Source organism: Leclercia sp. J807 (assembly GCF_009734465.1).
Lineage (GTDB): Bacteria > Pseudomonadota > Gammaproteobacteria > Enterobacterales > Enterobacteriaceae > Enterobacter.
Window position 1 is genome coordinate 4,312,295 of sequence record NZ_CP046446.1, and the last position, 26,327, is coordinate 4,338,621.

General features: G+C 56.8%; 19 protein-coding genes. 5 read left to right on the top strand and 14 right to left on the bottom strand.

The annotated features are described in order from the left end of the window. Positions 1–546: 546 nt before the first annotated feature. A complete protein-coding gene (gene malT / locus GNG26_RS20525; protein ID WP_114316507.1) occupies positions 547–3,252 on the top strand; it encodes an HTH-type transcriptional regulator MalT in 2,706 nt (901 codons plus the stop codon). A 131-nt stretch (positions 3,253–3,383) separates the two neighbouring features. Here malT and GNG26_RS20530 read toward each other — a convergent pair whose 3' ends face one another. From GNG26_RS20530 to glpE, 3 genes are read right to left on the bottom strand one after another with little or no spacing between them, the layout of a single operon-like run. After that, complete coding sequence (locus tag GNG26_RS20530) at positions 3,384–4,142, bottom strand: DeoR/GlpR family transcriptional regulator (protein WP_103177328.1); 759 nt, start codon at positions 4,140–4,142, stop codon at positions 3,384–3,386. An 18-nt stretch (positions 4,143–4,160) separates the two neighbouring features. Next, positions 4,161–4,991, bottom strand: a complete 831-nt coding sequence (gene glpG / locus GNG26_RS20535; protein ID WP_156239894.1) for a rhomboid family intramembrane serine protease GlpG — start codon at positions 4,989–4,991, stop codon at positions 4,161–4,163. Between the two features lie 44 nt (positions 4,992–5,035). Then, positions 5,036–5,365, bottom strand: a complete 330-nt coding sequence (glpE, locus tag GNG26_RS20540; protein WP_103177330.1) for a thiosulfate sulfurtransferase GlpE — start codon at positions 5,363–5,365, stop codon at positions 5,036–5,038. A 206-nt stretch (positions 5,366–5,571) separates the two neighbouring features. Between glpE and glpD the strand changes: the two genes are divergently transcribed. Next, positions 5,572–7,080, top strand: coding sequence for a glycerol-3-phosphate dehydrogenase (glpD, locus tag GNG26_RS20545; RefSeq protein WP_114385603.1), 1,509 nt, complete (start codon positions 5,572–5,574; stop codon positions 7,078–7,080). 139 nt (positions 7,081–7,219) lie between these two features. Here the strand turns inward: glpD and glgP are convergent, their stop codons facing one another. The 6 genes from glgP to asd form a co-directional block, all read right to left on the bottom strand. Next, positions 7,220–9,667 carry a glycogen phosphorylase gene (glgP, locus tag GNG26_RS20550; RefSeq protein WP_156239896.1) on the bottom strand — a complete coding sequence of 816 codons (2,448 nt, stop codon included), beginning with the start codon at positions 9,665–9,667 and terminating at the stop codon, positions 7,220–7,222. Between the two features lie 19 nt (positions 9,668–9,686). Continuing rightward, positions 9,687–11,120, bottom strand: a complete 1,434-nt coding sequence (gene glgA / locus GNG26_RS20555; RefSeq protein ID WP_156240217.1) for a glycogen synthase GlgA — start codon at positions 11,118–11,120, stop codon at positions 9,687–9,689. Next, complete coding sequence (gene glgC / locus GNG26_RS20560; protein ID WP_156239898.1) at positions 11,120–12,415, bottom strand: glucose-1-phosphate adenylyltransferase; 1,296 nt, start codon at positions 12,413–12,415, stop codon at positions 11,120–11,122. Before glgC ends, glgA begins: the two co-directional genes overlap by 1 nt. 18 nt (positions 12,416–12,433) lie before the next feature. After that, on the bottom strand, positions 12,434–14,407 hold the full coding sequence (gene glgX / locus GNG26_RS20565) for a glycogen debranching protein GlgX (RefSeq protein ID WP_156239899.1): 1,974 nt from the start codon (positions 14,405–14,407) through the stop codon (positions 12,434–12,436). Next, complete coding sequence (glgB, locus tag GNG26_RS20570) at positions 14,404–16,590, bottom strand: 1,4-alpha-glucan branching enzyme (RefSeq protein ID WP_103824787.1); 2,187 nt, start codon at positions 16,588–16,590, stop codon at positions 14,404–14,406. Before glgB ends, glgX begins: the two co-directional genes overlap by 4 nt. A gap of 250 nt (positions 16,591–16,840) precedes the next feature. Beyond that, entirely contained in the window at positions 16,841–17,944 is a 1,104-nt protein-coding gene (gene asd / locus GNG26_RS20575) for an aspartate-semialdehyde dehydrogenase (RefSeq protein WP_103824786.1), read from the bottom strand. A 177-nt stretch (positions 17,945–18,121) separates the two neighbouring features. On the opposite strand from asd, the gene yhgN reads away from it, so the two are divergent. Further along, a complete protein-coding gene (yhgN, locus tag GNG26_RS20580) occupies positions 18,122–18,715 on the top strand; it encodes an NAAT family transporter YhgN (RefSeq protein ID WP_103177338.1) in 594 nt (197 codons plus the stop codon). 1,086 nt (positions 18,716–19,801) lie between these two features. On the opposite strand, the gene gntU is transcribed toward yhgN, so the two are convergent. The 5 genes from gntU to GNG26_RS20605 all read right to left on the bottom strand — a co-directional run bounded on the left by gntU (position 19,802) and on the right by GNG26_RS20605 (position 24,745). Then, the gene (gntU, locus tag GNG26_RS20585) at positions 19,802–21,145 is read right to left on the bottom strand and encodes a gluconate transporter (RefSeq protein WP_156239901.1); all 1,344 of its coding nucleotides are present in this window, start codon (positions 21,143–21,145) and stop codon (positions 19,802–19,804) included. A 3-nt stretch (positions 21,146–21,148) separates the two neighbouring features. Next, complete coding sequence (gene gntK / locus GNG26_RS20590; protein WP_103824781.1) at positions 21,149–21,676, bottom strand: gluconokinase; 528 nt, start codon at positions 21,674–21,676, stop codon at positions 21,149–21,151. 126 nt (positions 21,677–21,802) lie between these two features. Further along, positions 21,803–22,798 carry a gluconate operon transcriptional repressor GntR gene (gntR, locus tag GNG26_RS20595; RefSeq protein ID WP_103177342.1) on the bottom strand — a complete coding sequence of 332 codons (996 nt, stop codon included), beginning with the start codon at positions 22,796–22,798 and terminating at the stop codon, positions 21,803–21,805. Between the two features lie 90 nt (positions 22,799–22,888). Further along, complete coding sequence (locus tag GNG26_RS20600) at positions 22,889–23,584, bottom strand: pirin family protein (RefSeq protein ID WP_103824780.1); 696 nt, start codon at positions 23,582–23,584, stop codon at positions 22,889–22,891. Between the two features lie 123 nt (positions 23,585–23,707). Continuing rightward, on the bottom strand, positions 23,708–24,745 hold the full coding sequence (locus tag GNG26_RS20605) for an oxidoreductase (protein WP_156239903.1): 1,038 nt from the start codon (positions 24,743–24,745) through the stop codon (positions 23,708–23,710). 225 nt (positions 24,746–24,970) lie between these two features. On the opposite strand from GNG26_RS20605, the gene GNG26_RS20610 reads away from it, so the two are divergent. Next, positions 24,971–25,618 (top strand): polymer-forming cytoskeletal protein, encoded by a 648-nt coding sequence (locus GNG26_RS20610; RefSeq protein WP_156239905.1) that lies wholly within the window; start codon positions 24,971–24,973, stop codon positions 25,616–25,618. A 217-nt stretch (positions 25,619–25,835) separates the two neighbouring features. Then, the gene (yhhY, locus tag GNG26_RS20615) at positions 25,836–26,324 is read left to right on the top strand and encodes an N-acetyltransferase (protein ID WP_156239907.1); all 489 of its coding nucleotides are present in this window, start codon (positions 25,836–25,838) and stop codon (positions 26,322–26,324) included. Positions 26,325–26,327 lie beyond the last annotated feature (3 nt).

Sequence of the window (26,327 nt, forward strand, 5' to 3'; positions counted from 1 at the left end):
GCGCTAGTGTGCCTGGCTACTTATGGCTCTTCCTCCTCCTGCCAGGGATTAGGCGGGGAGGAGTAGCGGGGATGAGCGATAAAGTGTGATCGCGGCCACTTTCCGCAGCCAAAGTGTGGGGCATTGCAGACGAGATTACCGGGAAGAGTGTCAAAAAATGAAACAGGTTTTCAGAAGGAATATATGAGCGCAGTAATAATTGCTTACCTGAAATAATAACTGTAGGATTTTACTGCATCGCAGAGGGTTATTTTACCAGGGTAACCATCCCAGGACTTTATTAACTTTTCACAGCCTTTACGATTCTATATTCCTTTTTATGCTTAACCTTCCGCATACGCGCCAAACCAGTATCCATGCTCTTTCGAGGCCCATCGGAAAAGTTCCCGCACCCCAGCATATATTTTTGTGACCGAGTGCAAATTAAGGGATATAAAACCCGGACATAACTTGCAATAAAGAGGTTTCTGACCGACCTTATATGCATTAATTACGAAGCGCAAAAAAAATCAAAAATCTCGATTTCCACACAGTGAAGTGAAAACTATGTTGATTCCGTCAAAATTAAGTCGCCCGGTTCGTCTTGACCATACTGTGGTCCGCGAACGCTTGCTGGCGAAACTTTCCGGCGCGAACAATTTTCGACTGGCGCTGGTAACGAGCCCTGCCGGGTACGGCAAAACCACGCTCATTTCGCAGTGGGCATCCGGCAAGACCGATCTTGGCTGGTACTCCCTTGATGAGGGCGATAACCAGCAGGAGCGTTTCGCCAGTTATCTTATCGCCGCCATTCAGCAGGCGACCAACGGACACTGCGTAACCAGCGAAAGCATGGTGCAAAAGCGGCAGTACGCCAGCCTCTCTTCACTGTTTTCCCAACTCTTTATCGAGCTGGCCGAATGGCATCGCCCGCTCTATCTGGTCATTGACGATTATCATCTGATCACCAACCCGGTTATCCATGAGTCGATGCGCTTCTTCCTGCGTCATCAGCCGGAAAACCTGACCCTGGTGGTGCTGTCGCGCAACCTGCCGCAGCTGGGCATTGCCAACCTGCGCGTGCGCGATCAGCTGCTGGAAATCGGCAGCCAGCAGCTCTCCTTTACCCATCAGGAGGCGAAGCAGTTCTTTGACTGCCGCCTGAAATCCCCTATCGAGGTGGCGGAAAGCAGCCGCCTGTGCGACGACGTGGCTGGCTGGGCGACCGCCCTGCAGCTGATTGCCCTGTCGGCGCGGCATAATAACAGCCCGACGCAGCAGTCCGCCCGTCGCCTGTCGGGGATCAATGCCAGCCACCTCTCCGATTACCTGGTGGATGAGGTGCTCAACAGCGTCGATCAATCCACCCGTCAGTTCCTGCTGAAAAGCTCCCTGCTGCGCTCAATGAACGATGCGCTGATTGTGCGCGTCACCGGCGAAGACAACGGCCAGATGCGCCTGGAAGAGATTGAGCGTCAGGGGTTGTTCCTGCAGCGCATGGATGACTCCGGCGAATGGTTCAGCTACCACCCGCTGTTTGGCAGCTTCCTGCGCCAGCGCTGTCAGTGGGAGCTGGCAACCGAATTACCGGAAATCCACCGCGCCGCCGCCGAGAGCTGGATGGCGCAGGGCTTCCCGAGCGAGGCGATTCATCACGCGCTGGCGGCGGGCGATGCCCATATGCTGCGCGATATCCTGCTCAACCACGCCTGGAGCCTGTTTAATCACAGCGAGCTGGCCCTGCTGGAAGAGTCGCTGCGCGCCCTGCCGTGGGAGAGCCTGCTGGAAAACCCGCGCCTGGTGCTGCTCCAGGCCTGGCTGATGCAAAGCCAGCATCGCTACAGCGAAGTGAACACCCTGCTGGCCCGCGCCGAGCAGGAGATGAAGGGCGAGATGGATGCCGCCCTGCACGGCGAGTTTAACGCCCTGCGCGCGCAGGTGGCGATCAATGACGGCGACCAGGAAGAGGCCCAGCGCCTGTCGATGGTCGCGCTGGAAGAGCTGCCCCTGGCGAACTTCTACAGCCGTATCGTTGCCACCTCGGTGCATGGGGAAGTGCTGCACTGTAAAGGCGATCTCACCCGTTCCCTGTCGCTGATGCAGCAGACCGAACAGATGGCGCGCCGTCACGATGTCTGGCACTACGCGCTGTGGAGCCTGATCCAGCAGAGCGAAATTTTGTTTGCCCAGGGCTTCCTGCAGGCCGCCTGGGAGACGCAGGAAAAAGCGTTCAACCTGATCCGCGATCAGCATCTGGAACAGCTGCCAATGCACGAGTTCCTGCTGCGCATTCGCGCCCAGCTTCTGTGGGCGTGGGCGCGTCTGGACGAAGCCGAAAGCACCGCCCGTCTTGGGGTCAATGTGCTCTCCACCTATCAGCCGCAGCAGCAGTTGCAGTGTCTGGGCCTGCTGGTGCAGTGCTCGCTGGCGCGCGGCGATTTGGATAACGCCCGTAACCACCTCAACCGCCTGGAGAACCTGCTCGGCAACGGTCAGTACCACAGCGACTGGGTATCCAACGCCGATAAGGTGCGGGTGATCTACTGGCAGATGACCGGCGACAAGAAATCGGCGGCCAACTGGCTGCGCCAGACGCCGAAGCCGGCGTTCGCCAATAACCACTTCCTGCAGAGCCAGTGGCGCAACATTGCCCGGGCGCAGATCCTGTTAGGCGAATTTGAACCGGCAGAGATGGTACTGGAAGAGCTGAACGAAAATGCCCGCAGCCTGCGTCTGATGAGCGATCTCAACCGCAACCTGCTGCTGCAAAACCAGCTTTACTGGCAGTCAGGCCGTAAGAATGACGCCCAGCGCGTGCTGCTGGAAGCGTTGCAGCTGGCTAATCGCACCGGCTTTATTAGCCACTTTGTGATTGAAGGCGAGACCATGGCGCAGCAGCTGCGCCAGCTTATTCAGCTGAACACGCTGCCGGAGCTGGATCAGCACCGTGCCCAGCGCATTCTGCGTGAAATTAACCAGCATCATCGCCACAAGTTTGCCCACTTCGATGAGACCTTTGTGGAACGTCTGCTGAATCATCCGGAAGTGCCGGAGCTGATCCGCACCAGTCCGCTGACCCAGCGCGAATGGCAGGTTCTGGGGTTGATTTACTCAGGCTACAGCAACGAGCAGATTGCCGGTGAGCTGGCCGTGGCGGCCACCACCATTAAAACGCATATCCGGAACCTGTATCAGAAGCTGGGCGTCGCACATCGTCAGGACGCGGTGCAGCATGCGCAGCAGCTGCTGAAGATGATGGGGTACGGCGTGTAGGGCATTGCCCGGCGGCGCTGCGCTTGCGCGGGCCTACGGTTTTGTTGCCATTTATTGCCCGGCGACGCTACGCTTGCACGGGCCTACGGTTTTGTAGGCCGGGTAAGGCGAAGCCGCCACCCGGCACAAACTCAGCACAGTTCTAACTGCAACTTATGATCGCGAATCACTTTTAACACCCCTTCCGGCGGCATCACATCCGTATAGACCGCATTCACCATACTTATGCTGCCCATATTCACCATCGCGTTACGGCCAAACTTGGAGTGATCCACCACCAGCATGACATGGCGTGAGTTCTCAATGATCGCCCGCTTGGTGCGCACTTCGTGGTAGTCAAACTCCAGCAGCGAGCCGTCGGTATCAATGCCGCTGATGCCGAGAATGCCAAAGTCGAGGCGGAACTGGGAGATAAAGTCGAGGGTCGCCTCGCCAATAATGCCGCCGTCACGGCTGCGCAGCTCGCCACCCGCCAGAATGATGCGAAAGTCCTCTTTCTGCATCAGGGTGGTGGCGACGTTGAGGTTGTTGGTCACGATACGCAAGTTTTCATGACCGAGCAGGGCATGCGCCACAGCCTCCGGCGTGGTGCCGATGTCGATAAACAGCGTCGCGCCGTTGGGGATCTGACTGGCGACCTTACGGGCGATACGCTCCTTTTCCGAGGTCTGCGTCGCCTTGCGGTCGTGCCAGGGGGTGTTGACCGAACTGGAGGGCAGCGCCGCGCCGCCGTGGTGGCGCAGGATACGGTTCTGATCGGCCAGGTCGTTGAGGTCGCGGCGGATGGTCTGCGGGCTGACGGCAAACTGCTCCACCAGCTCTTCGGTACTGACGTATCCCTGCTTTTTCACCAGGTCAATAATGGCATCATGACGTTGTGTTTGTTTCATCGGAGTTCCCTGCCAGATTTATGTTCGTTTTCGCGCATTGAGCGTATCGGCAAACGCCATCGCCAGCCCGACCGCCAGCCCGGCGACGTGAGCACCGTTGGCAATCGCCATACCAAACAGATCAAACCATCCGGCAATAATCCAGATTAATGCGAAAGTCATTAACCCGCGCTGCAGGTAGATACCGCTCTCTGGATCGCGCTCGCCGCGCAGCCAGACATAGCCCATCAGCGCGTAGACCACGCCGGAAAGGCCACCAAACCACGGGCCGCCGAACTTATGCTGGATAAAGCCGCTGAGCAGCGCGCTGATAAGGGTGAGCACGATGAGCTTGCCGCTGCCGAGCCGTTTCTCCACCGCCCCGCCGAGATACCACCACCACAGCAGGTTAAAAAGAATATGCAGGAACGAGAAGTGCATCAGCGCGTGGGTGAAGTAGCGCCAGAATTCGAACTCTAACGAGGCGTCATAGGGCCAGGCCAGCAGCAGCATGATCTGCTGATCGCCCACCACGCTCATCATAATGAAGACCAGAATGCAGGCCGCCATTAACCCCAGGGTAAACGGCCCCGCGCGTTCGCGCACGGTCGCAAGGAAAGGAAAGCGCTGATAACGCAGGCCGCTACCGGTATGGCCGGACTGCCAGCTCGCCGCCAGATAGCGCGCATCGCCGGGATTTTCCAGAAAACGCGCCAGCTCCGCCTCAACCCGGGCGGCCTGGCTCTCATCCGCCAGCCAGACGTCGGTTTGCGTATGTTGTTGAATGGTAAGAATGACACCCTGCGTCGCCATGTAGTCGACAAACGCCTGGGCGACGCGCGGGTTGTTAAAAGAGGTGATCAGTAGCATCGGCGGCAGTCGCTTATTCCACACAAAAGGGGACAGTATATACCCTAAATGCCCGCGTGCTCGACTTCTGCCGGGAAATGACGGTGCCAGGCATCGAAGCCGCCGTCCACGCTGTAAACCGAGTCATAGCCCTGTTGCAGCAGATATTGCGCCGCTCCCTTACTGCTGTTGCCGTGATAGCACATCACCATCACCGGGGTGTCGAAATCGTTGTCACGCATAAACTCGGCGAGCGAGGCATTGGTCAGATGGAATGCGCCCGGGGTGTGGCCCATCGCAAAACTCTGCGGATCGCGAATATCCACCAGCACTGCGGTGCCCTGGTGCATCTTCTGATGGGCTTCTTCTACGTTAATACATTCAAATTGTTCCATGGTGCTCTCTGTTGTCTGTTCACGTGCCGTGCGGCCTGGGACCGCACTATTTTAACGGTTAGTGTACGTCGTGGCGGCGGGTAAACGCCATTATGTTAGCTCTATCACTCAAAAATGTTTTTTTGATGTTACTAAAATCCATTTCCTTTGCTAATATGAGCGATATCGAACATTTTTGAGCTTTAACGAAAGTGCGTGAGGATGCAATGGAAACTAAAGATCTGATTGTAATAGGTGGCGGTATCAACGGTGCAGGTATTGCGGCTGATGCGGCCGGGCGCGGGTTATCTGTCCTGATGCTGGAAGCGCAGGATCTCGCCTGTGCCACCTCCTCCGCCAGCTCCAAACTGATCCACGGTGGCCTGCGTTACCTGGAACACTATGAGTTCCGCCTGGTGAGTGAAGCGCTGGCGGAACGTGAAGTGCTGCTGAAAATGGCCCCCCATATCGCCACGCCGATGCGTTTTCGTCTGCCGCACCGCCCGCATCTGCGCCCGGCATGGATGATCCGCATTGGTCTGTTTATGTACGACCACCTGGGTAAACGCACCAGCCTGCCCGCCTCTGCCGGTGTGCGTTTTGGCGCAGACTCGGTGCTGAAGCCTGAAATCGTGCGCGGATTCGAATATTCCGACTGCTGGGTGGACGATGCCCGTCTGGTGCTGGCCAACGCGCAAATGGTTGAACGCAAAGGCGGTGAGGTGAAAACCCGCACCCGCGCGGTCTCGGCGCGCCGGGAAAAGGGGCTGTGGATTGTCGAAGCGGAAGATATCGATACCGGCGAGCGTTTCAGCTGGCAGGCACGCGGGCTGGTCAACGCCACCGGCCCGTGGGTGAAGCAGTTCTTTGACCAGGGGATGCAGCTGCCGTCACCGTATGGCATCCGCCTGATCAAAGGTAGCCACATTGTGGTGCCGCGGGTGCATACCCAGAAGCAGGCCTATATTCTGCAAAACGAAGACAAGCGCATCGTGTTTGTGATCCCGTGGATGGATGAGTTCTCCATCATCGGCACCACCGACGTGGAGTACAAAGGCGATCCGAAGAACGTTGAGATCGACGAGAGCGAAGTCAGCTATCTGCTGGAGGTCTATAACGCGCACTTTAAAAAGACGCTGACGCGCGAGGATGTGGTCTGGAGCTACTCCGGGGTGCGTCCGCTGTGCGATGACGAATCCGATTCACCGCAGGCCATCACCCGCGACTACACGCTTGATATTCACGACGATCACGGCAAAGCGCCGCTGCTGTCGGTGTTTGGCGGCAAGCTCACCACCTACCGTAAGCTGGCGGAACATGCGATGGAAAAACTGGCCCCCTACTACCAGGGTATCGGCCCGGCATGGACCAAAGGCGCGGTACTGCCTGGCGGTGATATCGGCGGCAACCGCGATGACTACGCGGCAAAACTGCGCCGTCGCTATCCGTTTATCAGCGAATCCATGGCCCGCCACTTTGCCCGCACCTACGGCAGCAACAGCGAGTTGATCCTGAACGGGGCGAAGGATCTGACCGATCTGGGCGAACATTTTGGCCACGAGTTTTACGAGGCGGAACTGCGCTACTTAGCCGACCACGAGTGGGTACGCCGCGCAGACGATGCGCTCTGGCGTCGCACCAAAGAGGGGATGTGGCTCAATGCGGAGCAACAGTCGCGCGTGGCGCTGTGGCTGGCGCAGCGTATGGGAAAGCGTGAGCTGTCGTTAGCATCATAAAAAATGCCCGGTGGCGCTAACGCTTACCGGGCCTACAGGTTTCGTGCGGGCTTCGTGCCCGGTGGCGCTGGCGCTTACCGGACCTACAAAAGACAAAAGTACGTAGGCCGGGTAAGGCGCAGCCGCCACCCGGCATTTTTTACAACCGCACCGGTTTGATATGCCAGATGTTCTCGGCATACTCCTGGATGGTGCGATCCGACGAGAAGTAGCCCATATTGGCGATGTTGTGCATCGCTTTGGTGGCCCACTCTTCCGGCTTGCGGTACAGCTCGTCGACCTTGTCCTGACAATCCACATAGCTGCGGTAGTCAGCCAGCACCTGGTAGTGGTCACCGAAGTTAATCAGCGAATCCACCAGGTCGCGATAGCGGCCAGGCTCGTCCGGGTTAAATACCCCGGTGCCGATCTGGGTCAGCACCTGACGCAGCTCTTCATCCTGCTCGTAATAATCACGCGGCGAGTAGCCCTTGGCACGCAGCGCCTCCACCTCTTCCGTGGTATTACCGAAGATAAAGATATTCTCTTCACCCACGTGCTCCAGCATCTCAACATTGGCGCCATCCAGCGTGCCGATGGTCAGCGCGCCGTTGAGGGCAAACTTCATGTTACTGGTGCCAGAGGCTTCGGTGCCTGCGGTCGAGATCTGCTCCGAGAGATCGGCAGCCGGAATGATCAGCTGGGCCAGACTCACGCTGTAGTTCGGGATAAAGACGACCTTCAGCTTGTCGCCAATCTGCGGATCGTTATTGATCACCTTCGCCACGTCGTTGATCAGATGAATAATGTGCTTCGCCATGTAATAGGCCGAGGCGGCTTTCCCGGCGAAAATGTTCACGCGTGGCACCCAGTCCGCATCCGGGTCGGCCTTGATGCGGTTATAGCGGGTGATCACGTGTAGCACGTTCATCAGCTGACGCTTGTACTCGTGGATACGTTTGATCTGCACGTCGAACAGCGCTTTCGGGTTAGCCACCACGTTAAGATGCAGCGCCATCCACACCGCCAGCCGCTTTTTATTCAGCAGTTTGGCATCACGCACCGCTTTATTCACCGTCGGGAAGTCAGCATGCTGCTCAAGCTCGCTCAGCTGGCTTAAATCGGTCCGCCAGGTGCGGCCAATGTTTTCGTCGAGCACATCAGAGAGCGGCTGGTTCGCCAGCGCCAGCCAGCGGCGTGGCGTCACCCCGTTGGTGACGTTGCAGAAACGCATCGGGAAGATTTTCGCAAAGTCTGCGAACAGCGACTGCACCATCAGGTTCGAGTGCAGCTCAGACACGCCGTTGACCTTGTGGCTGATCACCACCGCCAGCCACGCCATGCGCACCCGGCGACCATTGGATTCATCAATGATCGAGGTGCGGCTCAGCAGGCCGGTGTCGTGCGGATACTGCTCCTGCAACGTTCTCAGGAAGAAGTCGTTAATCTCGAAGATAATCTGCAGGTGGCGCGGCAGGATTTTGCCGAGCATGTCCACCGGCCAGGTTTCCAGCGCTTCGCTCATCAACGTATGGTTAGTGTAGGAGAAGACCTGGCAGGTCACCTCAAACGCCTCGTCCCAGCTGAACTTGTGCTCGTCAATCAGCAGGCGCATCAGCTCAGGGATCGACAGCACCGGATGGGTGTCATTCAGGTGAATCGCGATCTTATCCGCCAGATTGGCGTAGGTTTTATGCAGCTGGTAGTGACGGCTCAGGATATCCTGAATGGTCGCGGAGACCAGGAAGTACTCCTGACGCAGGCGCAGCTCGCGTCCGGAGTAGGTGGAATCATCCGGATAGAGCACACGGGAGACGTTCTCGGAGTGGTTTTTGTCTTCCACCGCCGCGAAGTAGTCGCCCTGGTTGAACTTACCGAGGTTAATCGCGCTACTGGCCTGGGCATTCCACAGGCGCAGCGTATTGGTCGCATCGGTGTCGTAGCCGGGAATGATCTGATCGTAAGCCACGGCCAGGATCTCTTCGGTTTCGACCCAGCGGCTCTTTTTGCCTTCCTGCTGAATACGGCCACCGAAGCGGACTTTATAGCGGGTATTGTGGCGCTTGAACTCCCACGGGTTGCCGTACTCCAGCCAGTAGTCCGGAGACTCTTTCTGCCGGCCATCGACAATGTTCTGTTTGAACATGCCGTAATCGTAGCGGATACCGTAGCCACGCCCTGGCAGGGCGAGGGTCGCCAGCGAATCGAGGAAGCAAGCCGCCAGACGGCCCAGACCACCGTTGCCGAGGCCAGGGTCGTTCTCTTCGTCAATCAGCTCTTCTAAATCTAACCCCATCTCTTCCAGCGCAGTTTTGACGTCGTCATAGATACCCAGCGACAACAGCGCGTTGGAAAGGGTGCGGCCAATCAAAAACTCCATCGACAGATAGTAAACCTGGCGAGTCTCCTGTGAGAGCTGGGCGCGGTTGGAGCGCAGCCAGCGCTCAACCAGCCGGTCACGCACCGCAAACAGGGTGGCGTTGAGCCATTCGTGTTTGTTGGCGATGACCGGGTCTTTGCCAATGGTGAACATCAGCTTGTAAGCAATGGAGTGCTTTAACGCCTCAATGCTTACCGTGGGAGACGCATAGGAAAAGGGTGCATTCATATCTCTGATTCCAGCATTGTTACATCAAGCGTTGATAAAGATCGCGGTAGGACTGCGCCGCAACTTGCCAGCTAAAATCCATGGACATCGCCTGGCGTTGAACAAAACGCCATAAAGAAGGACGTGACCACAACACGAAAGCACGACGAATCGCGCGTAACAGCGACCAGGCATTACTGTCTTCAAAGACAAATCCGGTGGCGATCCCATCCGCCAGATTCTCCAGCGAGGTGTCGGATACGGTATCCGCCAGCCCGCCAGTACGCCGCACCAGTGGCAGCGTGCCGTACTTCAGACCATACAGCTGGGTTAAGCCGCAGGGCTCAAAACGGCTCGGCACCAGAATAACGTCTGCGCCCGCCATGATGCGGTGCGAAAACGCTTCGTGATAGCCAATCTGCACACCCACCTGTCCCGGATGTTCGGCGGCGGCAGCGAGGAAGCCCTCCTGCAGTACCGGATCGCCCGCACCCAGCAGCGCCAGTTGTCCGCCCTGCTCCAGCAGGCCCGGCAGCGCCTCGAGCACCAGATCGAGTCCTTTCTGGCTGGTCAGACGGCTTACCACCGCAAACAGCGGCACCTTGTCGTTGACCTTCAGTCCCATGGCAACTTGCAGCTGACGTTTGTTCTCGGCCTTATCTTCCACGGAGTCGCGGTTATAGCGCGCCCCCAGCAGCAGATCGGTTTCCGGACTCCAGATTTTTTCATCCACGCCGTTGAGAATGCCCGACAGTCGGCCTTCGCGATGGCGCTGGCTGAGCAGCCCCTCCATCCCGTAGCCAAACTGCGCTTCGGTGATCTCCCGCGCGTAGGTTGGACTGACGGCGGTGATGTGATCGGCGTAGTAAAGCCCGGCCTTGAGGAAGGAGATCTGCCCCTTAAACTCCAGCCCGTGCATATTAAAGAATGACCATGGCAAATCGATGTCATCCATATGTTTGGCGAGATACATGCCCTGGTACGCCAGGTTATGCACGGTAAAGACCGACTTCGCCGGATGGCCACGTGCCGCCAGATAGGCTGGCGCTAACCCGGCGTGCCAGTCGTGGGCATGCACCACGTCCGGACGCCAGAACGGATCCAGCCCACAGGCCATCTCCGCCCCTACCCAGCCGAGCAGCGCGAAACGCAGCACGTTATCGGTATAGGCAAACAGGTTAGTGTCGTGGTACGGGCTCCCTGGGCGGTCATAAAGATGCGGCGCGTCAATCAGGTAGATACCCACGCCGTTGTAATGGCCAAACAGTAATGTGATGCGCCCGGCAAAGGTCTCGCGGCGGCTGACGATCTGCGCGTCAGGCACGCCGCGACGAATATCTGGAAAAGCGGGTAATAGCACGCGGGTATCAACCCCACCTGCAATTTGCGCCGCCGGTAACGCCCCTATCACATCCGCCAACCCGCCAGTTTTGAGCAACGGGAACATTTCAGAACAAACGTGTAAAACCTGCATCATCGCTCCTGTTTGATCTGCAGTTTACGCAGCATTTCCCGCGTAACCAGCACGATACCTTCTTCTGAGCGGTAGAAACGGCGCGCGTCCTCTTCCGCATTTTCTCCAATTACCATGCCTTCCGGAATGACGCAGGCACGGTCGATAACGCAACGACGCAGGCGGCACGAGCGGCCCACCCAGACGTCGGGTAACAGCACTGACGAATCAATATTGCAGAAGGAGTTCACCCGCACGCGCGGGAACAATACCGACTGCACCACCACCGAGCCGGAGATAATGCACCCGCCGGAAACCAGCGAGTTCAGGGTCATGCCGTGGCTGCCCGAACGGTCCTGGACAAATTTCGCCGGCGGCAGAGACTCCATATGGGTGCGGATCGGCCAGTTATGGTCGTACATATCCAGTTCCGGCGTAACAGAGGCCAGATCGAGGTTAGCCTTCCAGTACGCTTCCAGGGTTCCTACATCGCGCCAGTACGGTTCTGAATTCGGATCGGACTGCACGCAGGAGAGCGGGAAAGGATGTGCATAGGCCATGCCAGATTTGGTGATTTTCGGGATGATGTCTTTGCCGAAGTCGTGGCTGGATTGTTCATCCTTGTCGTCCTCTTCCAGCAGCTGGTAAAGGTAATCTGCATCAAAGACATAGATACCCATGCTGGCAAGCGCTTTAGTGTCATCGCCCGGCATTGAAGGTGGGTTCGCCGGTTTTTCCACGAAATCGATCACCTTGTCGTTTTCGTCCACCGCCATGACGCCAAACGCCGTCGCCTCGGCAACGGGCACCGGCAAACAGGCTACGGTGCAGCGCGCCCCTTTTTCGACATGGTCGATAAGCATGCGCGAGTAGTCCTGCTTGTAGATATGGTCCCCGGCGAGGATCACCACGTACTCGGCGTTATAACGGCGAATGATATCGAGGTTCTGCGTGACCGCATCAGCGGTGCCGCGGTACCAGTTTTCGCCATGTACGCGCTGCTGGGCAGGCAACAGGTCGACAAACTCGTTCATCTCCTCACTGAAGAACGACCAGCCGCGCTGAATATGCTGCACCAGAGTGTGTGACTGATACTGGGTAATGACGCCAATACGGCGAATGCCTGAGTTGAGGCAATTGGACAGAGCAAAATCGATAATACGGAATTTACCGCCGAAGTGGACGGCGGGTTTGGCGCGCTTGATCGTTAAATCTTTTAATCGGGTACCGCGGCCGCCAGCAAGAATCAGGGCAACAGACTTCAATGGCAGCTGACGCGCCAACATTAGAGGGTCGTTCTTATCTAACCTAACCATGATCAACTCCTTTTATTATCATCTCTGGAATACACATACACCGTGCGCAGGCCCATGCCAGACAGTCATAACGACCGGATTATCCTCTCCGGCAAATGGGGGGATAGCCCGCCACTCCCCTTCAGGTAAAATAATTTCTGCGACCTCATCTGTGGCATTGAGGGTGATGAGCCAGCAATCCGAAAGCAGGATTTGCAGGCGCGGCACCCCGTTCTGCCACTCGTGCGCACCTAACGGTTGCGCCATTTTATTTAACCAGCGAACGTTGCCGTCGCCCTCTTCCCACCACCGATCCTCGGTGAGCGCCGGGATCTGCTTACGCAGATGGACCAACGCGGCAGTAAAGGCGACAAGTCCCTCGTTTGCCTGCTGCCAGTCAAGCCAGGTTAACGCGTTATCCTGGCAATAAGCATTGTTGTTGCCGCGCTGACTGTGACCATGTTCATCGCCTGCCAGCAGCATCGGCGTACCCTGTGACAGTAAAAGCGTCGTCAGCAGCGCATGCACGCTGGCGCGGCGCCGCTCGATCACATCCAGATTGCCACTTAACCCTTCAATACCATGATTAAAACTGTGGTTATTGGAGGTGCCGTCACGGTTTTCTTCGCCGTTTGCTTCATTGTGTTTCTGATTGAAACAAACGCAGTCACGCAGGGTGAAACCGTCGTGCGCCGTCAACAGGTTGATCGACGCGGAAGGCAAACGCCCGTTGCGTTTAAATACATCGCTGGAAGCGGCGAAACGTCCGGCAAATGTTCCTAAAGAGAGATCGCGCGTCAGCCAGAAGCGGCGCGCCGCATCACGATAGTGATCGTTCCATTCCGCGAACGGCGGCGGGAAATTTCCCACCTGATAGCCGCCCGGGCCGATATCCCAGGGCTCTGCAATCAGCTTCACACCTGAAAGCAGCGGGCAGTTTTTTATCGCCTCAAACAGCGGCGACTGCTGGCTGAATTCCGGCGTGCGTCCAATCACCGACGCAAGATCAAAACGAAAACCGTCGATATGGAAGGTTTCAACCCAGTACTTCAGGCAGGCATACGCATAGTCTGTCACTGCCGGATGGCTGAGATTGAGAGTGTTACCGCAACCGGTCCAGTTGTGATAATCACCATCCTCTCTTAACCAATAATAGCTAGGGTTATCAATTCCGCGCAGGGAGAACGTCGGCCCCTCAAGATCCAGCTCGGCGCTGTGGTTGAGGACGATATCCAGAATGACCTCGATACCCGCTTCGTGCAGCGCCTTCACCGCGTCACGAAACTCATCTCTTGCCCGGTCGGGATGCGAGGCATAGCGCGGCTCAAGGGCAAACATCGCCATCGGGTTATAGCCCCAGTAGTTACTGAGGCCGAGGCGTTGCAGGCGCGGCTCGCTGGCAAAATGGGCCACCGGTAATAATTCCAGGGTGGTGATACCGAGGTGCTTAAAATAAGCAATCATCACCGGGTGACTGAGCGCTTTGTAGGTGCCCCGGATATCTTCGGGGATATCAGGATGCAGCCAGGTCAGCCCCTTGACGTGGGCTTCATAGATGACCGTTTTGCCCCACGGTATATTGGGCGGGGCATCCTCTTCCCAGTCGTAATGATCGCTGACTACGACGCTTTTTGGCGCCACCGCCGCGCTGTCACGGTGATCCGGAGTATCTGTGCCGCTGTGCAGCAGGGGATCATCATTCAGCGTGCCTTCGACCTGATACGCGCACGGGTCAAGCAGCAGTTTTGCCGGGTTAAAGCGCAGCCCCTTTGCGGGATCCCACGGGCCATAAACCCGAAAGCCATAGCGCATGCCGGGGCGGGCATGTTCCAGATAGCCATGCCAGATATCGCCGCTGCGTGCCACCATATCGTACCGATGTTCAATGCCTTTGCCGTCAAACACGCAGAGTTCAACCCGATCCGCGTGGGCGGAAAAGAGAGTGAAATTCACCCCTTTTCCGTCATAGCATGCGCCGAGCGGAGCGGGTTTACCTGCGGCGAGTTGCGTCATTCCCCCTCCCGGACCAGCCAGATAGTGGCTAACGGCGGCAACGTAATGCTCAGGGATTGTGGGCGGCCATGGCTCTCCTGTTCATCGCTCTGTACCAGCCCCCCGTTACCCGCGTTGCTGCCGTGATAGTGCATGGAGTCGGTATTCAGCACTTCACGCCATTTGCCTGGCTGATTGATGCCGAAACGGTAGTGATGGCGCGTCACCGGGGTAAAGTTACTGGCGACGATAATTTCGTTACCCGCCTTGTCGCGACGGACAAAGATCAGCACCGAGCGCTCGTGGTCATCCACCACCAGCCACTCAAAGCCGTAATCATCAAAGTCGAGCTCGTGCAGGGCTTTGTGGTGACGGTAGGTATGGTTGAGATCGCGAACCAGGCGCTGAACGCCGTGGTGCCAGTTGTCGCCCCCTTCCAGCAGATGCCAGTCAAGACTGGTGTCGTGGTTCCATTCGCGTCCCTGGGCGAACTCGTTGCCCATAAACAGCAGCTTTTTGCCCGGGAAGGCGAACATCCAGCCGTAGTAAGCGCGCAGGTTGGCAAATTTCTGCCACGCGTCTCCTGGCATACGGTCGAGAATCGATTTTTTGCCGTGCACCACTTCATCGTGGGAGAGCGGCAGGACAAAGTTTTCGGTGCTGTTATAGAGCATGCCGAAGGTCAGTTTGTCGTGATGATACTGACGATGCACCGGATCCAGCTTCATGTAATCCAGGGTGTCATGCATCCAGCCGAGGTTCCACTTGTACCAGAAGCCCAGCCCGCCCATTGACGGCGGACGGGAGACGCCCGGGAAGTCGGTGGACTCTTCAGCCATCGTGACCGCGCCTGGCGCCTGTTCGCCAAGAATGCGGTTGGTGCTGCGCAGAAACTCAATCGCTTCCAGGTTTTCACGTCCGCCGAACTCGTTCGGGATCCACTCGCCCTCTTTGCGGCTGTAGTCGCGGTAGATCATTGAGGCGACGGCGTCCACGCGCAGGGCATCAATGCCGAAACGCTCGATCCAGTAGAGGGCGTTGCCCACCAGGTAGTTGGTCACTTCCCGACGGCCATAGTTATAGATCAGGGTATTCCAGTCCTGGTGATAGCCTTCCCGCGGGTCGCTGTGTTCATACAGGCTTGTGCCGTCAAATTGCGCGAGGCCAAAATCATCGGACGGGAAGTGGCCCGGCACCCAGTCGAGGATCACGTTCAGCCCGGCGGCGTGCGCGGCGTTGATAAAGTAGCGGAAGTCGTCGCGGGTGCCGAAACGGCGGGTCGGGGCATACATCCCGGTCGGCTGGTAGCCCCAGCTGCCGTCAAACGGATGCTCGTTAATCGGCAGCAGCTCCAGATGGGTAAAGCCCATCCATTTCACATAGGGGATCAGCTGGTCAGCCAGCTCCCGGTAGCTGAGCCAGAAGTTGTTATCGGTATGACGACGCCAGGAGCCAAGATGGACTTCATAAATAGAGATCGGCATATCGAACTGGTTCGCCCGGATACGCTCTTCGCTCTGGGCGACTTTATCCGGCAGGCCGCAAATGAGTGACGCCGTTTCCGGGCGCATCTGCGCTTCGAAGGCATAGGGGTCGGCTTTGATACGCAGATTACCCTGCGCATCGATCATCTCATATTTGTAGAGCTGGCCGTTCAGTGCGCCAGGGATAAACAGCTCCCAGATGCCGGTTTCACGCCGCAGACGCATCGGATGGCGACGGCCATCCCAGTAGTTGAACTGCCCCACCACGGAGACACGCTGGGCATTTGGCGCCCAGACGGTAAAACGGGTGCCGGTGACGCCATCCATAGTGTCGGCATGAGCGCCAAGCGTCTCATAAGGACGCAGGTGCGTACCTTCAGACAGTAGCCAGGCATCCATCTCCTGCAACAGCGGACCAAAGCGATAGGGATCGTCGATCAGATTCTGTTGTCCATGCCAGATCACAGCGAGCTGGTAGCGGAAGAAGTTTTTACGGCGGGCCATCACGCCAGCGAAAAAGCCGCGTGAATCGAGACATTCGAGTTTCCCGACCTTGCGGCCGGTTTTAGGTTCAATCACCCACACTTCCGTTGCGTCAGGTAACAGTGCACGGACTTCCAGGCCGGCATCAGTGCGGTGCATGCCAAGTACAGAAAACGGATCCGCAAAGTGACCCGTAATAAGCGCATTAATCACGTCTCTATCAATACGAACGGACATGGTATTCATCCTGTTTTTTTAGTTGCCGCCCCTTTCGCGCGCCGGGTACGACCTTGATGTGACCTGAACGGAACCGCACATTGTGCATCCTCTCTGTTCCGTTCAACCTCCAGGCGGAATATGTGACATCCCGCATAAAGCATAGCCAACGCTTTATATGACTCCTGAAAAATTATGGACCATTTGGCGTTTACTCCATGTAGTACGCAAAAAAAGGGGTGATAAATCACCCCTTAGTATTAAGTATTTATTACGCCAGCTGGCGCAGCATTCTGCGCAGCGGTTCGGCGGCACCCCACAACAGCTGGTCGCCGACGGTAAAGGCGGAAAGGTATTCCGGACCCATATTTAGCTTACGCAGACGGCCTACCGGGGTAGATAATGTGCCGGTGACCGCAGCTGGGGTCAGTTCGCGCATGGTGATGTCGCGGTCGTTTGGCACCACTTTCGCCCACGCATTGTGTGATGCGAGCAGTTCTTCCACGGTCGGAATAGACACATCTTTTTTCAGTTTAATGGTGAATGCCTGGCTGTGGCAGCGCAGCGCGCCGATGCGCACGCACAGGCCATCAACCGGGATTACGGAAGCGGTGCGCAGGATTTTGTTGGTCTCTGCCTGGCCTTTCCACTCTTCGCGGGTCTGGCCGTTATCCAGCTGTTTATCGATCCACGGGATCAGGCCACCGGCCAGCGGTACGCCGAAGTTATCCACCGGCAGCTCGCCGCTGCGGGTCAGCTGAGTCACTTTGCGTTCGATATCGAGAATAGCGGACGCCGGGTTTGCCAGTTCATCAGCAACACTGTGGTGCAGTTGGCCCATCTGGGTCAGCAGTTCGCGCATATGGCGCGCGCCGCCGCCGGAGGCCGCCTGGTAGGTCGCCACAGAGACCCACTCCACCAGATCCTGAGCAAACAGGCCGCCCAGCGACATCAGCATCAGGCTGACGGTACAGTTGCCGCCCACGAAGGTCTTCACGCCCTTGTTCAGGCCGTCGGTAATGACATCCTGGTTAACCGGGTCAAGAATAATAATGGCGTCGTCTTTCATGCGCAGCGAAGAGGCCGCGTCAATCCAGTAGCCCTGCCAGCCGCTTTCACGAAGCTTTGGATAAATTTCGTTGGTATAATCGCCGCCCTGGCAGGTGACAATAATATCCAGCGCCTTCAACGCTTCCAGATCGTAAGCATCCTGCAACGTGCCTGTGGTACCCCCAAAGGACGGTGCAGCCTGGCCGAGCTGGGAAGTGGAGAAGAAGACCGGACGGATAGCGTCGAAATCGCGCTCTTCAACCATGCGTTGCATGAGTACAGAGCCGACCATACCGCGCCAGCCGATAAAACCAACGTTTTTCATAGCATTTTTTTCCTGCAGAGGGTGTGTGCTGTTTGTGCAAGCCAGTATTGAACTGGGATATGCTTCACATTACAAAATGCTGCCAAAGTCGCAAGCGAAATTAATCGATGATTGCCCGCCGATCAGAAAAAGAGCTAATCATCGGGGAAACCATACAAGTATCAGGGATAATGTACGATGAGTGAAATCATTTCCGCAGCTGTTTTATTGATCCTAATTATGGATCCACTCGGAAACCTGCCTATTTTCATGTCGGTGTTGAAGCACACCGAGCCGAAGCGTCGTCGGGCCATCATGATCCGCGAGCTGCTCATCGCTCTGCTGGTGATGTTTATTTTCCTGTTTGCCGGCGAGAAAATCCTCGCGTTCCTGAACTTACGCGCTGAAACGGTCTCCATTTCCGGCGGGATTATTCTGTTCCTGATTGCCATCAAAATGATTTTCCCGAGCACCGAAGGCAACAGCAGCGGCCTGCCGGCGGGTGAAGAGCCGTTTATTGTGCCGCTGGCGATCCCGCTGGTCGCTGGGCCGACCATTCTGGCGACGCTGATGCTGCTGTCGCATCAGTATCCGAACCAGATGAGCCACCTGGTGATTGCCCTGCTGATTGCCTGGGGCGGAACGTTCATCATTCTGCTGCAGTCGTCGCTGTTTTTGCGCCTGCTGGGGGAAAAAGGGGTGAATGCGCTGGAGCGGCTGATGGGGCTGATTCTGGTGATGATGGCGACGCAGATGTTCCTGGATGGGATTCGGGCGTGGATGAAGGGGTGAGGTTGTTTTGGCGTTATGGAGTGAGAACATGAGGCTGTCGCGGTAGTTCCGTTCACTTTATGTCCCTTGCTTCTCTGTTACACCCGAACCGGTGAACGTGCCAGGGTGGCTCAATCGCCACCACCCTGGCGACCCGGGCTACCGGCAAGAAAATCGCCGCTCCGCGGTGCCCTCAGCTTATTCCCTCCGGCTATCGGGTCGGGCACCAGCCTGCATCCATGCAGGCTATGCCCTCTCGGCGCATCCCTGCGCCTCGCCCCGGCCTGCGGGAAACGCTTCGGCGATTTTCAGCCGGACCTGGATGCCGCTGTAGCTTTTTTACTTTCTTGTAATTTGGACATCGCGTTAAGTAATGTAGGCCGGGTAAGCGCAAGCGCCACCCGGCGTTTTACCGGCTCGCATAACCAGAAATTAAATCTTCAGCGGCGAAAAGAGTCAGGTAAGCAAAACACCCGCAGCACGCCCTGGTCCTGCTGAAAATCGCTGGGGCATTGACTGGAGGCGGAGTCGAGGGCAGAGATGCGCCGAGAGAGAGTGGTAAGGGGGGCGGCGGCGAGCCCCCCTGACACGTTCACGGGTGACGTGGCATACAGAGCAGCATTGAACACCCCCGTTGCCACATGTTCACCGCCGGGTGGCGGCTACGCCTTACCCGGCCTACATCCCTGCCCACATAACCCGAAATTAAATCTTCAGCGGCGAAAGTAGTCAGGCAAGCAAAACACCCGCAGCGGCTCCCTGGTCCGGCTGAAAATCGCTGAGGCGTTGACTGGAGGCCGGGGCGAGGCGCAGGGACGCGCCGAGAGGGGGCGACCTACAGGGATGTAGGATCGCCCCCGACCCGACAGCCGCAAGTCATAAGCCGAAGGGACCGCAACGCGGCGATTTTCCTGGCCGGGAGCCGGGGTGGTCAGGGGGGCGGCGGCGAGCCCCCCTGACACGTTCACGGGTTCTGGCGCCCCAGAGAAGCATTGAACGTAAAGTGAACGGAACCACCAACAGAGCCGCATGTTCTCCTGCACGCACAAAAAAGCCGGGTGGCGGCTACGCCTTACCCGGCCTACAGTCTGATTTGTAACTTTCCCGCTAGCTCAACAACGTAAACGCAATCATCCCGACAATCGCCCCGGTCGTCCCGAGGATGGTTTCCATCATCGTCCAGGTTTTCAGGGTTTGCGCTTCCGTCGCCCCGGTAAATTTACCGAACAGCCAGAAACCGGCGTCGTTCACGTGTGACACCACAATCGAGCCACCGGCGATACAGATAGAGAGCGCTGCCATCTGCGCGCCGGAGTAGTTCAGCTGTTCAATTACCGGCATCACCAACCCGACGGCGGTTAAACAGGCCACGGTCGCAGAGCCCTGAATGATACGCACCGCCGCAGCCAGCACGAAGCAGGTCACCGCAATCGGCAGCCCCATACCGGTGAGCGCCCCACCTAACGCCGGCCCAACGCCAGAATCTACCAGCACCTGCTTGAACACCCCGCCCGCACCGATCACCAGCAGAATAATACCCGCCGGTTGCAGCGCTGCACCGCAGATCTCCATCACGCGGTCTTTCGCCATGCCCTGGCGCATTGCCAGTCCATAAATCGCCACCAGACAGGCCACCAGGATTGCCGTGAACGGGTGACCGATAAACTCAAACCATTCGTAGGCACTCGATCCCTCCGGCACAAAGCGCGCGGCGATGGTTTTGAGCCCGACCAGCACCAGCGGCAGCAGGATCAGGGCGAGGCTAAAGCCGAAGGAGGGCATTTTGTTTTCGCCCAGATGCGGCTCAGTGATGTCGTCAGGAATGTGCAACTCAACGTAACGGCTGATGAAGTTGCCCCACAGCGGACCGGCAATGAGCATGCCCGGGATTGCCGCGCACAGGCCGATGAGGATCATCCAGCCGAAGTCAGCATGCATCTGCGAGGCCAGCAGCATCGGCGCGGGGCCAGGCAGCAGGAACGCTGCGGCGGCGGCGGCGACACCGGCAAACAGCGGGATAACAAGCTTCACAAGGTTGGTGCCGGTGTGGCGCGCCATCGAAAACGCCACGCTAATCAGCAGCACTACCGCCACTTCGAAAAACAGCGGCAGCGCGCAGATCAGACCGGCCAGACCGATGGCGTAATGCGCTCGGCTGTGGCCGAAGGATTTCAGCATCCTGACGGCGATCTGATCGACCGCGCCGGTTTCATGCAGGATTTTGCCAAACATTGCGCCAAGCGCGACCACAATCGCCAGGAAGCCCAGCGTGCCTCCCATCCCTTTTTCCATGGTCGCAGCGATTTTGTCGAGCGGCATGCCGGAAAAGAGACCTGCACCAATAGATACCACCATCAAAGCCACGAAGGCGTGCATACGGGCCTTCATGACCAAAAACAGCAGTAGCAGCACGGAGCCTACTGCTGTTAAAACAAGCGTTAACGTACTCAAAACTTACTGCCTTTTGTTGATGACCTCAATGGTGCTTGCAACAACACCGTCCAGCGGCTGATCGATATCCACGACCAGTACATCGCTTTCATCCGCGCCCGGCTCCTGCAGGGTTTCAAACTGCGTCACCAGCATCTGGGTCTTAAAGAAGTGTCCTTTGCGCGCTTTCAGACGGGTTTCAATCACGTCGAAATCGCCCTTCAGGTAGATAAAGGAGAGGTTAGCGTTACCTTCGCGCAGCTGGTCGCGGTAGCTCTTTTTCAGCGCAGAGCAGACGATCAGCGAGACTTTGTTGGTGCGCTGCATGGCAAACGCCGCATCGTTCAGGGCCTGCAGCCACGGTTTACGATCGTCGTCGTTCAGCGGCTCACCTGAGGCCATTTTGTTGATGTTGCTGCGCGGATGGAGAAAATCACCATCAAGAAACGCAGCATGGATTTGATGTGCCACTTCGCTGGCAACGGCGGACTTACCGCTACCGGAAACGCCCATCAGGACATAAACGTGGTGATCTGGATTTGTGGTGCTCAAAGTATGTCCCTCAGTCGATTGTTACGGGTAACAGTTATCGGTAACATTGTCCTGCCGGGGCTGACGAGAAGCAATATCCAAACGTGCGCGAAGTGAATAAGTGTGAGCTAGTTCAAACTTGTCACGCTAAATAGATCCACCTGGTGACAGAGTGAAACCTAAATCTAACATTTTAGGCGACACCGCTTCACCACGAATGCGCGCCAGCAGGCGTTCCGCACCGATACGGCCCATGCGTTCACGCGGCGTCAGGACGCTCGCCAGACGCGGCTCCATGACCTGGCCGATGTCGTGACCGTGGAAACCGGCAATCGCCATATCCTGCGGGATTTTCAGGCCCAGACGCTGGCATTCAAAAGCGGCACCCACCGCGAGGTCATCGTTAGTACAGAAGATGCCATCAAGCTGCGGATATTCACGACGCGCCTGACGCATCAGCTCAATGCCGGAGGTGTAGGAGGAGGACTGCTCTACCATCACACTGTAGGGCGTTAAGTTCGCGTCGAGCATCGCCTGCTCGTACCCCTTCTGTTTGATGATAGTACGTTCGTCCAGACGTGCGCCAAGATAGGCGACATGACGATGGCCGCGGGCGATGATCGCCGCCGTCATCTGCCGGGCCGCTTCAAAGTTGTCGAACCCGACCGCGATATCCAGGCACGGCGACTGGCTGTCCATCAGCTCCACTACCGGAATACCCGCCACTTCGATCATCTTCAGCGTGCGTGGGGTGTGGGTGCGTTCGGTGAGGATCAGGCCATCAATGTTCCAGGAAAGCATGGATTCCAGACGCTCCTCTTCCAGCTCCGGCTTGTAACCGTAGTGGGCGAGCATAGTCTGATAGCCAAAGGCGTCGGTGACGCTTTCGATGCCGCGAAGCACCTCGGCGAAGACCTGGTTGGTTAAAGAGGGAAGCAGGACGCCCACCGCACGGCTGGTCGCATTGGAGAGAATGTCGGGTGCACGGTTGGGGATATAACCCAGTTCATCGAGAGCAGCCGCAATCTTGCCACGTAATGCCACGGAAACCTGTTCCGGGTTACGTAAAAAACGGCTGACCGTCATTTTGGTCACACCGACGCGATCGGCGACATCCTGAAGTACGGGGCGTTTCTTTTTCATCGTCCTGAGAAATCATGAGTGAGAGATTTTCTCAGTTTATCACGGACAAAGCGCAACCTTCCCCGTTTAAAGGGAAGGTTGCGTAATTATTTAGACCGGCGGCAGGTCGAATAGCAGGATTTCAGCAGCGCTGTCAGCATGGACAGAGATCGCCTGCTCATCCCAGATGGCCAGACCATCGCTGGTGGTCGCTTTGGTGCCGTTGATGGTCACGTCGCCTTTCACCACCTGGATCCACACTTTGCGGTTGGCGGCAATCTGGTGCACAGACTGCTCATCTTTCGCCAGCGCCCAGCGGTAAAGCTCCATATCCTGATGCACTTTCAGCGAGCCGTCACGGGCATCCGGCGACAGTACCAACTGTTTACCCTGCTGCGCGTCAAAACGGCGTTGCTCGTAGCGCGGGGTGATGCCTTTCGCTTCCGGAATGATCCAGATCTGGTACAGACGCAGACGGTCGGTTTTGCTTGGGTTGTATTCGGAGTGACGCACTCCGGTGCCCGCACTCATAATCTGGAACTCACCCGCCGGCACCTGCTCTTTATTACCCATGCTGTCCTGGTGCTCCACCGCCCCTTCCAGCACGTAAGTCAGGATTTCCATATCTTTGTGCGGGTGGGTACCGAAGCCCTGGCCTGCGTCAATCACGTCATCGTTAATCACGCGCAGTGCCGAGAAGCCCATAAAATTCGGGTCGTAATAATCGGCGAACGAGAAGCTGTGCCATGAGTCCAGCCAGCCATGATTTGCGTGTCCACGGTCGTTTGCTTTGCGTAAGAAGATCATTGTTTTTACCCTCAGTTCGTTTCGATGGAGTAAGTGTGGACGCAATCGACCTGGGATCATAGAGGGTGAAAATTGACTCCTCTGTTCAAAATATCTGAACAAGCACAGAGGAGTCATTCAGGCTTATCGGGCAAGGGTTATCGTGGCAGGTGATGCCTGTTCAAAGGCGCGTTCAAGGATTTCCAGGTTGGTCATCACTTCAATTTCCTTGACGTAATTAGGGGTACCTTTGGTCAGGGTCTCATAGAGTGCATCGTAGACCTGACCGTAGTCACCGGTGCCCGGTTTAATCTCTTCTTTCACCGTCACGCCCGCGTCGTTGACATACTCCAGCACGCCCACGGAATCATCCGCCGCAAACCCAGGTTCACCCGGCATGATATTGGCCTTCAGGCTGGTCTCCTGCTGGTCGATACCGTATTTGATAAACGAGCCTTTGGTGCCGTGAACGATAAATTTCGGGTAGTCGATCTTCACCAGATGGCTGGTTTTGACAATCGCTTTCAGATCGCCGTAGAACAGCTGTGCTTCAAAGGTATCGTCCGGGTTGGCTTTATTACGCAGGCTGCGGATGTCATAGGCCACGTGATCCGGACGGCCAAACAGGCTGATTATCTGGTCCATGGTATGGACGCCAAGGCCATAGAACGAGCCATCCTGCGGCAGACCGGGTTTGGTCTCCGCCACCGGACGGTAGTAATCGAAGTGGCTTTCGATTTCGACAATCTCGCCCAGCTTGCCGCTCTCGATGGCCTGCTTCGCGGTAAGGAAGCAGGTGTCAAAGCGACGGTTCTGATACGGCGTGACGGTCAGCCCTTTGCTACGCGCCAGCTCGAACAGCGTTTTCGCCTCGGCCATCGTCGGAGTAAATGGCTTCTCCACCAGCACGTTTTTACCCGCTTCCAGCGCGCGTTTCGCGTACTCAAAATGGCTGTCGGCATGGGTACAGACGATCACCAGCTTCACTTCGGGATCGTTCAATACCTCGTCGAGATCGCTGGTGAAGTGAATATGGGAGTACTGCGGAGACTGCTCTTCCGGTTTCGGGTGGCGGCGGAAGATATGCGCCACATGCCAGCTGGCTTTACGGGTAAGAACATAGGGAAGGTGATAGCGGGTGGTGCTTTTGCCAAATCCAATAAATGCGCAGTGTAGTGTCATGATGTTGTTCCTGGCTAAGGTCTCTGCCTTCAACCATAGCGCAACCTGCTGGCGAATTTAACCCCATCAATCTTTTAGGCTTATTCCGGCGGGAAAACCGTGCCGTGAATATATTGCTATATCGAATCCGAAAATAACGGGCATAACCTTGACCCTGCCTCTGAATCCCAGGATAAGAAGGCAATCAAATTAACATGCTCGCGAAAGGAGTCGCGCTCATTTTCTATGGACAGAAAATACCTCGCGTTAAATAGCGCACTTCTCTTCTGGCTGCTCGCCCTGGTCGCCTGGTGCTTCAATGCCCCCTCCCTGACGTGGCTGTTCGCGGCATTAACCCTAATGGCCTTTGGTCTCCCTCTTCTATCTAATCAGGTTAACCTCATGTTTAAGAAACAAAAAAAAACCGAAACTGACAAGCAAGAAATTCTCCCTCCGGCACCGGTCATTGAAAAAGAACCCACCGCGGTGGAGAAGCATGGCACCACCGTGATCGCCAGCGATGTGCATTTTGAAGGCAATATCGTTTCCGGCGGGCACGTCTATGTTCACGGCAAGCTGAACGGCAATATCGACTCTAAAGAGAGCCTGATAAAAATCATGCGTGGGGGCTATGTAGAGGGAAACATCACCTGCCGGGAGCTGATCGTGGACGGTAAGGTCATCGGTCAGTGCAGCAGCGAGGCCATTGAAATCTGCGAAAATGGCCAGATTACCGGCACCCTGCTCTACCGGACCCTGGCGATCAAAAAAGGCGGCGTCTTTTCCGGTCAGGCGGAGGTCTTACCGGCTGTCGCGGAGAAGAACAACGTGGTGGGCATGATAAAAGAGAACCCGGCTGATATGCCGGATCGCCTGCATTCGCAAAAGCTGTAAACAAAAAAAAGCCAGCGAGACGCTGGCTAAAATAATACTGGAAGCAATGTGAGCAATGTCGTGCTTTCAGGTTTCCGTCGCGGACTCCCTGAACGCAAGACAATAATAATCATTCTCATTCGCACTTGTCTACTGATTTTTTGCAAAAAATGCTTGTTGACTCACATTTCAAACTGACGGATGTTGGAAAGGAACCTAACTAACTGAGGAAGAAGGAATGAGTGAGATAGTGATACGCCACGTTGAAGCCGCCGATGCCGAAGCATTACGCCTGCTTAATACCCATCCGGGGGTGTATCACCAGACACTACAACTTCCTCATCCGTCGATGGAGATGTGGCAGGAACGGGTAATGAAAAAGCCGGGCAGACGCCATCTGGTGGCCTGCCTGGACGATAAGGTTGTCGGTCATCTGGCGCTGGACGTGATGGAAAACCCCCGACGCAGCCACGTGGCGACCTTTGGTATCAGCGTCTCTGCCGACGTGCAGGGCCGCGGCGCGGGCAGCGCGTTGATGCGGGAGATGATCAACCTGTGCGACAACTGGCTGCGCATCGAACGTATTGAGCTGACGGTGTTTGCCGACAACGCGCCTGCCATTGCCCTGTACCGCAAGTACGGATTTGTGGTGGAAGGCACCGGGAAGCGATTCGCCCTGCGTGACGGCGAATTTGTCGATGCGCTCTATATGGCGCGGGTTAAGTGAGTA

What these genes read in the sequence shown, in the direction of transcription:
- glpD (WP_114385603.1), top strand. Translation starts at nt 5,572, where the DNA reads ATGGAAACTAAAGATCTGATTGTAATAGGTGGCGGTATCAACGGTGCA.
- yhhY (WP_156239907.1), top strand. Translation starts at nt 25,836, where the DNA reads ATGAGTGAGATAGTGATACGCCACGTTGAAGCCGCCGATGCCGAAGCA.
- glpE (WP_103177330.1), bottom strand. Translation starts at nt 5,365, where the DNA reads ATGGAACAATTTGAATGTATTAACGTAGAAGAAGCCCATCAGAAGATG.
- glpG (WP_156239894.1), bottom strand. Translation starts at nt 4,991, where the DNA reads ATGCTACTGATCACCTCTTTTAACAACCCGCGCGTCGCCCAGGCGTTT.
- glgA (WP_156240217.1), bottom strand. Translation starts at nt 11,120, where the DNA reads ATGCAGGTTTTACACGTTTGTTCTGAAATGTTCCCGTTGCTCAAAACT.
- glgB (WP_103824787.1), bottom strand. Translation starts at nt 16,590, where the DNA reads ATGTCCGTTCGTATTGATAGAGACGTGATTAATGCGCTTATTACGGGT.
- asd (WP_103824786.1), bottom strand. Translation starts at nt 17,944, where the DNA reads ATGAAAAACGTTGGTTTTATCGGCTGGCGCGGTATGGTCGGCTCTGTA.
- GNG26_RS20605 (WP_156239903.1), bottom strand. Translation starts at nt 24,745, where the DNA reads ATGACACTACACTGCGCATTTATTGGATTTGGCAAAAGCACCACCCGC.
- yhgN (WP_103177338.1), top strand. Translation starts at nt 18,122, where the DNA reads ATGAGTGAAATCATTTCCGCAGCTGTTTTATTGATCCTAATTATGGAT.
- gntR (WP_103177342.1), bottom strand. Translation starts at nt 22,798, where the DNA reads ATGAAAAAGAAACGCCCCGTACTTCAGGATGTCGCCGATCGCGTCGGT.
- glgC (WP_156239898.1), bottom strand. Translation starts at nt 12,415, where the DNA reads ATGGTTAGGTTAGATAAGAACGACCCTCTAATGTTGGCGCGTCAGCTG.
- malT (WP_114316507.1), top strand. Translation starts at nt 547, where the DNA reads ATGTTGATTCCGTCAAAATTAAGTCGCCCGGTTCGTCTTGACCATACT.
- glgP (WP_156239896.1), bottom strand. Translation starts at nt 9,667, where the DNA reads ATGAATGCACCCTTTTCCTATGCGTCTCCCACGGTAAGCATTGAGGCG.
- GNG26_RS20610 (WP_156239905.1), top strand. Translation starts at nt 24,971, where the DNA reads ATGGACAGAAAATACCTCGCGTTAAATAGCGCACTTCTCTTCTGGCTG.
- GNG26_RS20530 (WP_103177328.1), bottom strand. Translation starts at nt 4,142, where the DNA reads ATGAAACAAACACAACGTCATGATGCCATTATTGACCTGGTGAAAAAG.
- GNG26_RS20600 (WP_103824780.1), bottom strand. Translation starts at nt 23,584, where the DNA reads ATGATCTTCTTACGCAAAGCAAACGACCGTGGACACGCAAATCATGGC.
- glgX (WP_156239899.1), bottom strand. Translation starts at nt 14,407, where the DNA reads ATGACGCAACTCGCCGCAGGTAAACCCGCTCCGCTCGGCGCATGCTAT.